A 12,908-nucleotide genomic window follows, 5' to 3' on the forward strand; every position below is an offset into this window, starting at 1 on the left:
TGAACGCCGACCTGAAAACAGCCAGCTTGACGCCGGCGCGCAACCACCCCCCAATCGGCCGATGAGCGAAGCAGCATCCGAATCACGCAGCAACGCCACCGAATATACGGTGAGCGAAATATCAGGCGCCCTGAAGCGCACGGTCGAGGATGCCTTCGGCAATGTGCGGGTGCGCGGTGAAATCTCGGGTTATCGCGGGCCGCACTCCTCCGGCCATGCCTATTTCACGCTGAAGGACGACCGCGCGCGGCTCGACGCCGTGGTGTGGAAGGGCACGATGGGCCGGCTGAAATTCCGCCCCGAAGAAGGAATGGAGGTGATCGCCACCGGCAGGCTCACCACCTATCCCGGCAAATCCAACTACCAGATCGTCATCGACAATCTGGAACCGGCGGGCGCCGGAGCCTTGATGGCGCTGCTGGAGGAGCGCAAGCGCCGGCTGCAGGCCGAAGGACTGTTCGAGGGGGGCCGCAAGCGGTTGCTGCCCTTCATGCCGCGCGTCATCGGCGTCGTCACCTCGCCGACGGGTGCCGTCATCCGCGACATCATCCACCGGATCAAGGATCGTTTTCCGCTGCATGTGCTCGTCTGGCCGGTGCGGGTGCAAGGCGAAACCGCGGGCGCCGAGGTGACCGCCGCAGTCGCCGGTTTCAACGCGCTGGCACGGGATGGCACTATCGAGCGCCCGGACCTGCTGATCGTGGCGCGGGGCGGCGGCAGCCTCGAGGACTTGTGGGGCTTCAACGACGAGGCCCTGGCCCGTGCCGTCGCCGCCTCCGCCATTCCGGTGATCTCGGCCGTCGGCCACGAAACCGACTGGACGCTGATCGACCTCGTCGCGGATGTGAGGGCGCCGACGCCGACGGGGGCGGCCGAAATCGCCGTTCCGGTGAAGGCTGACCTCGAAGCGACGCTCGCCAGTCTCGGCGCGCGGCTCAAGGCTGCGGTTTCGCGCAATTTCGAGCGCAAGCGCCAGTCCGTGCGCGGGGCAGCGCGTGCGCTGCCCTCGCCCGATCAGTTGCTGGCGCTGCCACGTCGTCGCCTCGACGAGGCGGCGAGCCGGCTCGGGCGCGGCCTCATGGTTTCGACCGAACGCAAGCGGGGACGCTTCCTCGCCCTGAAACTGACGCCGGCAATGCTGTCGCAGCGAATTGCCGAGGCGCGGCGGACCAACGAGCGCAATCTCCTGCGGGCACAGGGTGCGTTGCGCGCGCTGACGAGGGCCCGGCGCGCGGAACTCAATCGCGCCGCCGATCAGTTGCCGAAATGCGCCCGGGCGTCGCTGCAGCGGCTCCGGCAGCAATTGGCGGCGCTGCAGGGCCGCATCACCATAGAGCCCACGGCGCGGCGGCAGCGGACCCAAAGGGATTTCCTGACCGCGCTGACGCGGCGCAGCACGCATGCGGCATCGCTGAGGCTGGAGCGGCTGCGCAGTCGCGTCGCCCAGGCCGACCGCTTGCTGGCGACGCTGTCGCACAAGGCGGTGCTGGCACGCGGCTTCGCCCTGGTGAAGGATGCCGACGGCGCCGTCGTCAAGCGTGCGGCGGAATTGACGGCGGGGATGGCGCTGTCCCTGGAGTTCGCCGACGGCACGGCGGATGCGGTCGCGACCAGCGGCTCGGCGCGGCCACGACCGGCCGCCAAAACCGCGACCAAGGCCAAGGAGCCCGGCAGCCAGGGCTCCCTATTCTGAACCGTGACATGACAGACAATCCGCATCATCACAAAACGCCCTCCGGCAAGCCGCGCGCGCGAAGCTTCGGCATCGGCTTCGACGGCACGCCCGGCCCGTTCAACGCGATCACCGACGTGGCTGGAGTGTCGGTCGGCTATTCCACGCTGATTTCAGGCGACGGCCCGCTCGTCGTGGGCCAGGGACCGGTGCGCACCGGCGTGACCGCGATCCTGCCCAGGCCGCGGGCCGACCTTGCCACACCGGTCTTCGCCGGCATCTTCAGCCAGAACGGCAATGGCGAACTGACCGGCTCGCATATCGTCGAGGAGACCGGCGCCTTCAACTTCCCCATCACCGTCACCAACACGCATTCCTGCGGCGTTTCGCGCGACGGTACGCTGCGCTGGATGAGCAAGGTGCTGCCAGCCGCACTCGACAGCGGCTGGGGACTGCCGGTGGCAGCGGAAACCTATGACGGCTTCCTCAACGACATCAACGGCCACCACGTGACATCAGGGCATGTTGCCGAGGCGCTCGACGGTGCCGCCAGCGGACCGATCGAGGAAGGCAGCGTCGGCGGCGGCACCGGCATGATCGCCTTCGGCTTCAAGGCCGGTTCGGGCACCGCGTCGCGCATCACCGAATGGCAAGGGCGTGCCTATACTGTCGGCGCCTTCGTGCAGGCGAATTTCGGCAAGCGGCGCAATTTCACGCTTCGAGGCCTGCGCGCCGGGCCGGAGCTCGTCGAACCCGCGATCCGCGAAGGCACGCCACGTGCCGAAAAAGGCTCGATCATCGCCGTTATTGCCACCGACGCACCGTTCCTGCCGCATCAGATGAAGCGGCTGGCCCGCCGTGTGCCGCTCGGCGTCGCCATGACCGGCGGCTTCGGCTATCACAGTTCCGGCGACATCTTCCTCGCCTTCTCTACCGCCAATCCCGACGCGGCCCTGGCGCCGCCGGGCCGGATCGCTCGCGCCGAGTTCATCCCCGACAGCGACATCGATCCGTTCTTCGATGCCGTGGTCCAGGGCGTCGAGGAAGCCGTCCTCAATGCGATGGTCGCCAACGAGGACATGACCGGCCGCGACGGCAATTTCGTGCCGGCGCTGCCGAAGGCGTGGCTGAAGGAGAAATTCGGCTGAGACAAATACGCGGACCGAATGGTCCGCGTATTCATACAGGATTGCTCCTGAATTATTCCGCAGCCTTGCTCGCGGCCTGCTGGTGCTCGTCGGCCTCGGCCGCTTCCTCGAGCCGGGAGGCGATGAGTTCCTGGATATCGCCGACTTCTTCCTGGATATCCTCCAGCGGTATGCCGACCTCGGCCGCCTTGGCAGCGCATTCCCTGGCCAGCGTCTCGGCCTGCTTCTCGATCCTGGCGTGGGACTGGCAATGGACTTTTTCGCCAATCCATCCCTGCAAGAATTCGATGGCGTGCTCACTCATATTGCTTTTCCCTGGCGGCGAAGCCGGTTGGTAATCATAAACGTCGGCATCCGGTGAAGGATGCATGTCCCCATTCCAGCCGAGTCGCCACCGGACGGCAAGCCGATGTCGTCCAAGGTCCACAGAGCCAAAGGAAATAGAGGATTGAAGAACATTTTCTGTTTCTGGGGGGCGGGTATCGTTTGGCGGGAATCCTGTCCCGCCTCGAGAGGCTGCTTCTACTTGCTTCTTACGGTTTTCAGGTCCGTTTGCATCTCAATGGCTGTCACAACAGCTGCCCGATGACGTTGCCGTTTCCAGGCACAAGCCATCGAAGCCGCCGCTATATAGTGACATCCCCATGCAATGTCGACTCTCTCCGCCGCCTTGCATGGAAGCCCCGCGAAAGCCGCATAGGTCACCGTGCCGATCAGAAGGTCTCGACCCAGGGCCTGAGCTCGAGTTCCCAGGTCCAGGCGCTGCGGTTCTGGCGATGGATGCCGAGATAGGCCTCGGCGATCGCGTCCGGCGATAGCCGTCGATCCTGCGGGTCGGGAGCCTCTCCCGGCACGGTCGAGGCAATGGCACCATCGATGACGAAATGCGCGACATGGATGTTCTTGGGGGCCAGTTCGCGAGCCATGGATTGCGCCAGTCCACGCAAGCCGAATTTGGGCATCGCGAAACCGGCCGAGCCGGCGAATCCCTTGGCGCTTGCCGTCGCGCCGGTGAAGAAGATCGAGCCCGAGCCTTGCAAAAGCAGCCGGTTGGCTGCTTGCTGGCCAACCAGGAAGCCGCCATAGGCCCCCACCAGCAAGGCCTGCCTGACAGCCTCTGGATCGAGTTCGGCTATCGGGCCACGGGCGCGTCCGCTGGCATTGAAGACCACGAGCGACAGCGGGCCGGCCTTGTCAGCGACCTCGAACAGGCGCTGCACCGACGCGGCATCGGAGACATCAGTTGCCACGGCTTGGGCGCCGGTCTGCGCCAGCAACGGGTCGAGCTTCTCGACGTTGCGGGCGGCCAGCACGACACGAAAACCTTCCCTTGCGAGAAGGCGCGCAAGCGAGGCGCTCAATCCGGATCCCGCTCCGGCAATGACGGCGACATTGGATGTCATGAGCATCTCTCTTTCGCGGTGGTGACTGGATTGGACAGGGTTGCGCCTTCCCAAGTGGAACGCAAGAGAAAGCATTTCCAAGAAAATGGGGTGTCGTCGTGGCGCGCTCCCAGGCCGCAAAAACTGTTCCCGGCAAAGAAAAATGGCCGGGCGCGAAGACGGCCCGGCCAGAAAGAAGGTCATAACCTTCAGAGGGGAACACCGTTCGGAGGAATGGGAGGAAACCTCGAACGATAATTTTATCTTGAGCCCATTTTCGCGCGCTGACGACGAATAGAATTCTAAAATTTTGCCGCCCTACAAAAATTTCTGCCTGCCGAATGGCTCAGCCTGCCCGGGTCTCGGGCTCAAACAGATCGGCATAATGACGCCGCGCAACGTCGGGATGGGAGCGCAGCCTGCTCTTCAGCACATTGGTTCCGACATCGCGAAACAGCGGATTGTCGGGATCGCTGGCCGGCCCGCGCGCCTGCGCCGCCAGTTCCTCGGGAAGCTCGAGCAGCGGTATCGTGGCATCGAGCTTGGCGCTGAAGAAGAACGGCACCGAGATGCGTTCGACGCCGGCGGGCGGCGTCACGACGCGATGCACGGTGGCTCTCAAATAGCCGTTCGAGGCGAGCTCCAGCAGCTCGCCGATGTTGACGACGAGCGTTCCGGGAATCGGATCCACGTCCACCCAGCTTCCGTCATAGTCTACCTGCAGGCCCTTGTTGTCGTCCTGGAGCAGCAGCGTCAGGAAGCCGCCATCCTTATGCGCGCCGACGCCCTGGTCGCCGCCGGTCGCTTCGCGGCCGGGGTAGCGCACGATCTTCATGCGATGATTGGGTTCGCCGCCATAGATCGGATCGAAAGCGTCCTCGGCCTGGTCGAGCGACAGCGCGAAGGCCTTGAGCAGACGAATGGCCACGGCCGTCGCCTTCGCCTGCCAGGCCAGCAGCGCCGGCTTCAGCTCCGGCAACGCCGACGGCCACTGGTTCGGCCCCTGCAGCCGCGTCCAGGCAGGAATTCCCGGGCCTTGCGCGATGGGCGGGCGCTCGACGCCGATGTCGAGCTGCTCGCGCCAGTCGGCCTTGCCCTTGGTCAGTTCGCCGCCAGCGCGGGTATAACCGCGGAACTGCGAGGAATTGACCATCTCTATCGACAGCTTGTCGGCTTCCGGCAAGGCAAAGAAACGCCGCGAAGCGGCGAGCGTCTCGCTGATGTCGGCCCATGGGATGCCGTGGCCCGCCAAATAGAAAAAACCGATATCGCGCGAGGCGGAGCGCAGATCCGCCAGAAACGTCCGGCGCTCCGATGCGCCTTGTTCGAGACGGCTCAGATCGAGCACGGGCACTATTCTGGGCATGTCAGCTCCTTTTCGGGTTCTTTCCGGGTGCTGCTTGAAAACTTCGCCCGGAAACCCGGGCCCGTGGATGTGCTGCTCCTTTTCCAGCGGCCGAAGCCGCCATCGATGCCCCAAATCTCACGGAGTTCAGTGCGCCGGGAAAGGAACGATCGGCTTTTCGATGCCGCCGGGACGAACAATTTTTCTATTTGGGCGGGCAGCCTGACGATGAGCGCGATCATTGCGCGAAACAGCGGCGTGTCATTTCAGGCACAGCGCGAAGCTGTCATTGGCCCTTGAACGGCCGCGCGGGAGGCGCGTAACATCGTGGCACTTGAATTTGAATCTGTTTCATTCGTCCGGGCTAAAGTCCGGATCGGTTTGGATAGGTCCTTGAACACGCAAGCAATCGGCAGCGCGGCGGGGCGCGGCAAATCGTTTGCCCATGTGGCGCAAGCCTCCTGGGGCAAGGGCCCTGGCACCTTGCTACGTATCATGCGCATGACGCTGCGCCACCCTTGGCAGGTCGCCATCACCATCGTCTCGACCTTCATCGCCGCGACGCTGCAGCTTTTCATTCCGCGCCTGCTGGGACACGCCATCGACCAGGCGCAGGGCGTGGTGGCTGCCGGTGCAAATACCGGGCCGAGCCGGCGCTGTGGAATACGGCGCTGACGCTGCTCGTCGTCAGCATCCTGCGCGGCCAAGGCTGAGCGCTCCTACGGTCAGTTCCGTTCGATGGGGCGGGAAGGGTTCCGGCTGTTCCGGATCACCCTGGCATGAAACAGTCGGTTCCTGACGCATCAGCATCCCGATCCGCAAGGCAGTGAAACTGGGCGAGGACAAACCCACGCTTGTTGCGGCGGAGCAATCCTCTTTGTCTCGGTCCTCAAACGATCAGATCGTCAATTCTGATCGGCAAGTCGCGGATCCGCTTGCCGGTCGCGTGGTAGACAGCGCTGGCGACGGCAGCGGCGGTGCCGACATTGCCGAGTTCGCCCAGGCCCTTCACACCAGCCGGATTGACCTCATGGTCGATCTCCGGAACCAGTATGACGTCAAGGTCCCTGACATCGGCATTCACCGGGACCAGATAATCCTGCAGGTCGCGGTTCACATAGCGGGCATAGCGGGTATCGATCTCGGTCGCCTCATGCAGGGCCTGGCCAATGCCCCAGATCATGCCTCCCATCAGCTGGCTGCGCGCGGTGCGCGTGTTCATGATGCGCCCGGCGGCGAACGCCCCGACGATGCGCGGCACACGGATTTCGCGCGTGTAGCTGTTGATGTGCACCTCCACGAATTCGGCCCCGAACGCATATTTCACCGAATCCGCGTCGGACTCGCCGCCGTGGAATTCCGACTGGCCGGCATAGAGCTTCTTGAGCGCTTCGGGGGTCGAGCCCTTCGGCGCGAATTCGGCATATTCCTCGATGGCGCCTACCTGCATGGCCTTGAATATATCGGCGGTGCTTGCCGACGCCCCGCCCTTGGTGAGGATCCGTCCCCCGTGGAGGTCCAGTTCCTCATTGTGCGAGCCTGCAAGAGGGCCACCCTCCGCGACCGCTGCGGCGAACAATTTCGTGCGCACAGCATCACACGCCTTGAGCACGGCCGAACAGACGCTGGCAGTGGAAATCGAACCTCCCGATACCGGCGCCGGCGGCAAGGCACTGTCGCCCATCTCGACGGCGACCTTGCCGATGTCGACACCGAGACGTTCCGCCGCCATCTGGCCGGCAACGGTTCGCACACCTGTGCCGATTTCATGCGAGCCGCACTGCACGCGCACGTCTCCTTCGGCGGTCAGGCGCACGCGGGCCGCGCATGGCGCGGCAGCGGTCGGGTAGACTGCCGTCGCACAGCCCATGCCGACGAGCCAGTCGCCGTCGCGCATCGAGCCGACTTTCGCATCCCGTCTCGTCCAGCCGAAGGCATCAGCGGCCTGATCGTAGCATTTCATTAGCGACCGGCTGGAGAACGGCTTGCCGCCGATCGGCTCCTTCTGGGGCTCGTTGATCCGGCGAAATTCGATCGGGTCCATGCCGAGTGCGACGGCCATTTCGTCCATGGCGCTCTCGAGGGCATAGACGTAGGGCGTCTCGGGCGGCGAGCGCATATAACCGGGCGTGTTGCGATCCGCCTGCACCAGCGAGACATGCGTCAGCACCGAGCCATAAGCATACATGCGACCGGTGGCCGAAGTCCCGCCGACGACATAGGAATCGGGTCTCGAGGTCACCTCCCAGCCTTCATGGCCGAAAGCAGTGATGCGGCCGTCCTTGCCGGCGCCGATGCGGATGCGGTGCCGGGTTTCGGCCCGATAGGTCTGGGTGCCGAACGCCTGCATGCGGCTGACCACACAGCGCACCGGCCGGCCAAGCCGCCTGGCGGCCACAGCCACGATGGCCGTTCGCGCCGTCATCGGCCCCTTCGAGCCGAATGCGCCGCCTACGTTAGGGCAGACGATGCGCACATTCGCTGGGTCGAGCCTCAATTGCCGCGCCAACTCGACTTTCCAGCCGGTCACGTTCTGGGAGGGCTCGTAAACGGTGAGTTGGTCGCCTTGCCAAACAGCGGTGGTCGAGAACAGCTCTATCGGGTTGTGATGCTGGGTCGGCGTCGAATACCGCGCATCGATCTTCATCGGGGCCGATTCATACGCGGCATCGAAATCGCCGGCCTTGACGTCCTCCTTAAACAACGGGCTTTTGCCGGCGGCGTCGATGGTCTTTGTCCCCGGCATGTCGAAACTGGCGGTCGGCTTTTCCTCGGCATAGTCCGCGCGGATCCTTTGCGCCGCCTCCTCGGCTGCTTCGAAGGTCTCGGCGACCACCAGCGCAATGATCTGACCGTCATGGAAGATCGCCTTGTCATGCAGCGGCCCGATAGAACTCGCGCCGGTATTTCCGAATTTCGGCGTCTCGACCTTGTCGAGGTCGCCATAGGTGACGATGTCGAGGACGCCGGGCACCGAGCGCGCGTCATCCAGGTAAAGCCTGGCGACCTTGCCCTTGGCGATGCTGCTCGTCGCGAGCACGGCGTGCGCAATGTTGGCGGCCGGGAGATCCGCCGCGTATTCGGCCTGGCCGGTCACTTTCAGCCGCGCATCGATACGCGGCAGCGGCTGTCCCATGTTTTCCTTCGGCTGTGGAGCGGCGACGTTCATGATCACACCTTCATGTCACGGGTTTCGAGCAGCCCCCTGATCAAGGTTCGCTTGCCGAGTTCTATCTTGAATGCGTTGTGCCGACGCGGCTGGGCCTCGGCGAACGCGGCTTCGGCGGCCTCGGCCGCCGCTGCCTCGTCGAGCACCTTGCCGCGCAGGATCTCCTCCGCCGCTCTTGCCCGCCAGGGTACGGTCGCCACGCCGCCAAGCGCGATGCGCGCCTCGTTCACGGTCTCGCCGTCGAGGTCGAGGGCGACCGCGGCCGATGCAAGGGCAAACGCATAGGATTGCCGATCGCGGATCTTGAGATAGCGCGAACGCCTGGTCCATGCGCCGGCGGGCACCTCTATGGCGGTGACGATCTCGTCGGGTGCCAGGTCGGTCTCGATGTGAGGGCTGTCCTCGGGCAGGCGATGCAGGCTGGCAAACGGAATCTTTCGCCGCCCGTTGTGGCCTTGGACATGAACCGTGGCGTCAAGCGCGATCAGGGCCTGGGCAAAGTCACCGTGATAGGTCGCGATGCAGTTCTCACTGGTCCCCAGCACGGCATGCTGGCGGTTGAACCCGTCCATCGCGGCGCAGCCCGAGCCTGGCTCGCGCTTGTTGCATGGCCATGAGGTTTCGCGGAAATATTCGCAGCGGGTGCGCTGCAGGATGTTGCCGGCAAGACTTGCCATGTTGCGCAGCTGGCCGCTTGCCGCCAGTTGCAGGCTCTCCGCGATCACCGGATACCGACGCTTGATCTCGGCATTCTCGGCCGCGTCGCCCATCCGCACAAGAGCGCCAAGGCGCAGACCCTCACCACCGGTCTCGATCCGCCGCAATGCCGGTTCGGAGAGACCGTTCAAATCGAGCAAGCGTTCCGGCCGGGCGACGCCGAGTTTCATATAGTCGGCGAGATTGGTGCCACCGGCAATGAACTGCGCGGGGGCTTGCGTCGGCGGATGCCTGGTGGCCGAGCGCGAGGCGACGGCGACCGCCGCGGAGAGGCTGGCGGGCCTCTCATAGACGAAAGGATGCATCTCAGGCCCTCCTGATCTGGTCGCGGGCCTGGACGATTGCCGCGACGATGTTCGGGTATGCCGCGCATCGGCAAAGGTTGCCGCTCATATATTCGCGAATGTCGTCCTCTGAACCGGCATGTCCTTCGTGGACGCAGCCGATCGCGGACATGATCTGGCCGGGCGTGCAATAGCCGCACTGGAACGCATCGTGATCGATGAAGGCCTGCTGCATCGGATGCAGGCCGCCATCCGTCGACGCCAACCCTTCGACGGTGGTTACCGCCTTGCCCTCGTTCATCACCGCGAAGCTGAGGCAGGAGAGCACGCGATGGCCATCGACCAGCACCGTACAGGCACCGCATTGGCCATGATCGCAACCTTTCTTCGTGCCCGTCAGGCCGACATGGTCGCGCAAGGCGTCGAGCAGGCTGGTTCGGCTGTCGAGCGCCAGATTGTATGGCTGCTTGTTGATGGTCAGTGTTGTCATGACAGGCTCGGTTGGCTTGGCGGCAGCAGCCGGAGGCTCCTCGGACCTGGCTGTCGAGGCCAGAAGCGGAGTCACCGCAGCCGCGGAGACGGTCGCGGTCATAAAGCTTCGTCTGCTGAGACTGGAGGAGTTTGGGGGAACATGCTCGGACATCGCTGGCTCCGTCGCTCGCTATGTCGCGACCAAACCCCTCATCGGGGCCATTGTTCCGGGCCATCCGCGATAAAACGCACAAGGAAGACGGCTCGCAAGGCAAGCCGCCCGATTTGGATGCAAGGATATGACGGGTCCGTTCGAGACCGTGCCCGTCCTACCCTGGCGAATTTGCAGGCGCGCGGCCGATCCCCTAACAAGGCGCGCGGGCCCTCACTGCTGGCGGGCAATTCCGAGAATATCAAGCGCCTGCGCGGCAGAAGCAATCGGGCGCCCCGTGCGGCCAGCGGCTTCGACGATTGCCGCGACCCGTTCGGCATTGTCGCGGGCGAGGCTGCCATCGGCGTGCCAGAGAGAGTTCTCGAAGCCGACCCGCACGTGCCCTCCCGCCGCGATCGCCGCCGCCAGCGCCAAGGTCTCGCCCCGTCCGAAGGCGCAGACCGACCATACGGCGCCTTCAAGACCATGCGCATCGAGCCCTTCAAGGAAGACATCGAGGTCTTCGGGCCGGCTTTCCTGATCGGCGGCATAGCGTCCAAGGACGAACAGCAGCCGGGGGCTTGTGGGCTCCGCCAGAATGCCTCGCCGCCGCAGATCGATGAAACGGTCGAGATCGGCCCGATCATAGAGAATGTGCTGGACCGCGATGCCTTCCCGACCGGCCCACGCGAAGAAGCGGGCCGGCTCCGCCTCGCCATCGCTGATTATCTCACGCAAGCCGATCGAGACGGAAACCGGATGAAGCGCCCGAACAAGGTCCATCTGTTCGCGTGGCGAATAGAGCCCGATCGCTTCAGTCGTGATCTGGATCGCCATGACGCCCTGCGTCCGCTCCCGGATCGCCGCGATGGCATCCCGGTAAAGCGCGGCGTCAAGCGTGTGCCGGCCTGAAGCATCGCGGACATGCACATGGATGGCGGCGGCGCCGGCAGCGAGACACTGCCTCGCCGTTTCGGCAAGTTCGTCGGCGGTCATCGGCAGAGCCGGATGATCGGCCTTCGTTCTGCGCGCTCCGTTCGGCGCAACCATGATCAGCAACGGCTTCAATTTCATCTCCGGGCCCAATTGGCTCTCCCGCAACGTGGTTTTCCATGCTTCATTTCACCGACTCGCACAGGTAGGACAGCATGAACGCCACCGCCCAAGGGATTTCCGCCTTCGCCACCGCCGCCGAACTCAGCCGCGCGCTCGCCGATGGCAACACATCCTCGACCGAGATCGTCCGGCGCGCGCTGGATCGTGTCGACGTTCATGACAATTCGCTGCATGCGTTCGTCCGGCTGTTTCCTGAGGCTGCGCTCCAGGCCGCCGGCGAAGCCGACGAGCGTCGCAGTCGCGGCGTCTCGAAAGGGCCGCTGGACGGTATCCCTTTCGCGGCCAAGGACCTGCTTGACGTCGAAGGCTATCCGACCCTGGCAGGCTCGAAAGCGCTTGCGGGCGAACTCGCAACCGCCACGGCAACGGCAATCGAACGCCTTGTCGCGGCCGGGATGATCCTGCTGGGCAAGGTGCACACCGTGGAATTTGCTTTTGGCAGTTGGGGGACCAACCCGGTCGCCGGCACGCCCCTGAACCCGCGTGACAGCGCCATCCCGCGCGCGCCGGGCGGATCGTCGAGCGGTTCGGGCGTGGCCGTCGCCGCCGGACTGGTGCCGGTCGCGCTCGGCACCGACACTACGGGCTCCATCCGCAATCCGTCCGCCATGTGCGGAATCGTGGGCCTGAAGACGTCCTTCGGCCTTATCGGGCGCGGCGGCTTGCTGCCGCTTGCCATGTCCTTCGACAGCATCGGTCCCATGACCCGGTCGGTGGAGGATGCAGCCCTTCTGCTGGCCGCGCTCGAGGGTCCCGATCCCGGCGATCCGGCCACCTTTGGCGTGGCGCCGACCTCGCCGCTCGACGGGCTCGAGCGGAGCATATCGGGCCTTCGCCTGCGCATCCCCTCGGCCGTGGACCTTGCCGGCGTAGACCCCGGCATCCTGGTCCGCTTCGACTCCACCGTCGCTGAACTGGAGGCGCTCGGTGCCAATGTCGATCGGATGCCGATGCCGCAATCTTACGACACCTACAAGGCCTTGGCCGGCGACATCATGGCCGTCGAAGCCTGGCATCATCTCGGCCGTTACGTGGAACCCGCGGACAGCGGCGTCGGCACGGCGATCCGCATGCGGGTTCTCAAGGGCAGGGAAATCGGCCTCGCCGCTTATCACGAGTTGATTGCAAGGCGCCGAGCCGCGCAGATCGAGTTTCATCGCGATCTCGAAGGCGCCGATGCGTTCCTGACGCCAACGGCGCCGATTACCGCGCCGCCATTGGCCGACATCGATGAGACAACGACGCCGCTTGGGACGTTTACCCGCATGGTGAACCTCCTCGACATGGCAGCGCTCAGCGTCCCCATCGGTCTCGTCAATGGTCTGCCCGCAGGATTGCAGATCGCGGTTCGCCGCTTCCAGGATCCGCTGGCGCTGAGGATCGGGCGGGCGCTCGAGATTCGGCGCGACAGCCTGTTCGAACAGCCGCCGGGCTACGCCACGCCGTAAGCTGC

General features: G+C 64.8%; 12 protein-coding genes. 5 read left to right on the forward strand and 7 right to left on the reverse strand.

Translation table 11 applies throughout. The annotated features are described in order from the left end of the window. The first annotated feature begins 61 nt into the window (after window positions 1-61). Together xseA and FJ953_RS08905 are read left to right on the forward strand one after the other, a co-directional pair. Window positions 62-1,693, forward strand: a complete 1,632-nt coding sequence (gene xseA / locus FJ953_RS08900) for an exodeoxyribonuclease VII large subunit (RefSeq protein ID WP_140524804.1) — start codon at window positions 62-64, stop codon at window positions 1,691-1,693. Window positions 1,694-1,701: 8 nt separating this feature from the next. Further along, window positions 1,702-2,820: a P1 family peptidase gene (locus tag FJ953_RS08905; RefSeq protein ID WP_140558658.1), complete on the forward strand. Its 1,119-nt coding sequence runs from the start codon at window positions 1,702-1,704 to the stop codon at window positions 2,818-2,820. Window positions 2,821-2,872: 52 nt separating this feature from the next. On the opposite strand, the gene FJ953_RS08910 is transcribed toward FJ953_RS08905, so the two are convergent. The 3 genes from FJ953_RS08910 to FJ953_RS08920 all read right to left on the reverse strand — a co-directional run bounded on the left by FJ953_RS08910 (window position 2,873) and on the right by FJ953_RS08920 (window position 5,568). Further along, the gene (locus tag FJ953_RS08910; protein ID WP_140498383.1) at window positions 2,873-3,124 is read right to left on the reverse strand and encodes a DUF768 domain-containing protein; all 252 of its coding nucleotides are present in this window, start codon (window positions 3,122-3,124) and stop codon (window positions 2,873-2,875) included. A 409-nt stretch (window positions 3,125-3,533) separates the two neighbouring features. Further along, window positions 3,534-4,223 (reverse strand): SDR family NAD(P)-dependent oxidoreductase, encoded by a 690-nt coding sequence (locus FJ953_RS08915; RefSeq protein ID WP_140623984.1) that lies wholly within the window; start codon window positions 4,221-4,223, stop codon window positions 3,534-3,536. Window positions 4,224-4,548: 325 nt separating this feature from the next. Beyond that, complete coding sequence (locus FJ953_RS08920) at window positions 4,549-5,568, reverse strand: isopenicillin N synthase family oxygenase (RefSeq protein ID WP_140515014.1); 1,020 nt, start codon at window positions 5,566-5,568, stop codon at window positions 4,549-4,551. Between the two features lie 63 nt (window positions 5,569-5,631). On the opposite strand from FJ953_RS08920, the gene FJ953_RS08925 reads away from it, so the two are divergent. Continuing rightward, on the forward strand, window positions 5,632-5,847 hold the full coding sequence (locus FJ953_RS08925) for a hypothetical protein (RefSeq protein ID WP_140498386.1): 216 nt from the start codon (window positions 5,632-5,634) through the stop codon (window positions 5,845-5,847). 93 nt (window positions 5,848-5,940) lie between these two features. Then, the gene (locus tag FJ953_RS08930) at window positions 5,941-6,222 is read left to right on the forward strand and encodes a hypothetical protein (RefSeq protein ID WP_224619155.1); all 282 of its coding nucleotides are present in this window, start codon (window positions 5,941-5,943) and stop codon (window positions 6,220-6,222) included. 214 nt (window positions 6,223-6,436) lie between these two features. Here the strand turns inward: FJ953_RS08930 and FJ953_RS08935 are convergent, their stop codons facing one another. The 4 genes from FJ953_RS08935 to FJ953_RS08950 form a co-directional block, all read right to left on the reverse strand. After that, window positions 6,437-8,716, reverse strand: a complete 2,280-nt coding sequence (locus FJ953_RS08935; protein ID WP_140558655.1) for a xanthine dehydrogenase family protein molybdopterin-binding subunit — start codon at window positions 8,714-8,716, stop codon at window positions 6,437-6,439. A 2-nt stretch (window positions 8,717-8,718) separates the two neighbouring features. Further along, window positions 8,719-9,738 (reverse strand): xanthine dehydrogenase family protein subunit M, encoded by a 1,020-nt coding sequence (locus tag FJ953_RS08940; protein WP_140623986.1) that lies wholly within the window; start codon window positions 9,736-9,738, stop codon window positions 8,719-8,721. 1 nt (window position 9,739) lies between these two features. Further along, window positions 9,740-10,360, reverse strand: coding sequence for a (2Fe-2S)-binding protein (locus tag FJ953_RS08945; protein WP_140524809.1), 621 nt, complete (start codon window positions 10,358-10,360; stop codon window positions 9,740-9,742). A gap of 213 nt (window positions 10,361-10,573) precedes the next feature. Further along, entirely contained in the window at window positions 10,574-11,407 is an 834-nt protein-coding gene (locus FJ953_RS08950; protein WP_246674756.1) for a 3-keto-5-aminohexanoate cleavage protein, read from the reverse strand. An 80-nt stretch (window positions 11,408-11,487) separates the two neighbouring features. Here FJ953_RS08950 and FJ953_RS08955 point away from each other — a divergent pair, with 80 nt between their 5' ends. Beyond that, window positions 11,488-12,903: an amidase gene (locus FJ953_RS08955; protein ID WP_140623990.1), complete on the forward strand. Its 1,416-nt coding sequence runs from the start codon at window positions 11,488-11,490 to the stop codon at window positions 12,901-12,903. Window positions 12,904-12,908 lie beyond the last annotated feature (5 nt).

It is taken from the genome of Mesorhizobium sp. B2-3-6, assembly GCF_006442305.1.
Taxonomy (GTDB): Bacteria; Pseudomonadota; Alphaproteobacteria; order Rhizobiales; family Rhizobiaceae; genus Mesorhizobium.

Bases quoted from the DNA above. Each gene is read 5' to 3' on its own strand.
- FJ953_RS08905 (WP_140558658.1), top strand. From the start codon at position 1,702: ATGACAGACAATCCGCATCATCACAAAACGCCCTCCGGCAAGCCGCGC.
- FJ953_RS08935 (WP_140558655.1), bottom strand. From the start codon at position 8,716: ATGAACGTCGCCGCTCCACAGCCGAAGGAAAACATGGGACAGCCGCTG.
- FJ953_RS08945 (WP_140524809.1), bottom strand. From the start codon at position 10,360: ATGTCCGAGCATGTTCCCCCAAACTCCTCCAGTCTCAGCAGACGAAGC.
- FJ953_RS08940 (WP_140623986.1), bottom strand. From the start codon at position 9,738: ATGCATCCTTTCGTCTATGAGAGGCCCGCCAGCCTCTCCGCGGCGGTC.
- FJ953_RS08920 (WP_140515014.1), bottom strand. From the start codon at position 5,568: ATGCCCAGAATAGTGCCCGTGCTCGATCTGAGCCGTCTCGAACAAGGC.
- FJ953_RS08915 (WP_140623984.1), bottom strand. From the start codon at position 4,223: ATGACATCCAATGTCGCCGTCATTGCCGGAGCGGGATCCGGATTGAGC.
- FJ953_RS08955 (WP_140623990.1), top strand. From the start codon at position 11,488: ATGAACGCCACCGCCCAAGGGATTTCCGCCTTCGCCACCGCCGCCGAA.
- xseA (WP_140524804.1), top strand. From the start codon at position 62: ATGAGCGAAGCAGCATCCGAATCACGCAGCAACGCCACCGAATATACG.
- FJ953_RS08910 (WP_140498383.1), bottom strand. From the start codon at position 3,124: ATGAGTGAGCACGCCATCGAATTCTTGCAGGGATGGATTGGCGAAAAA.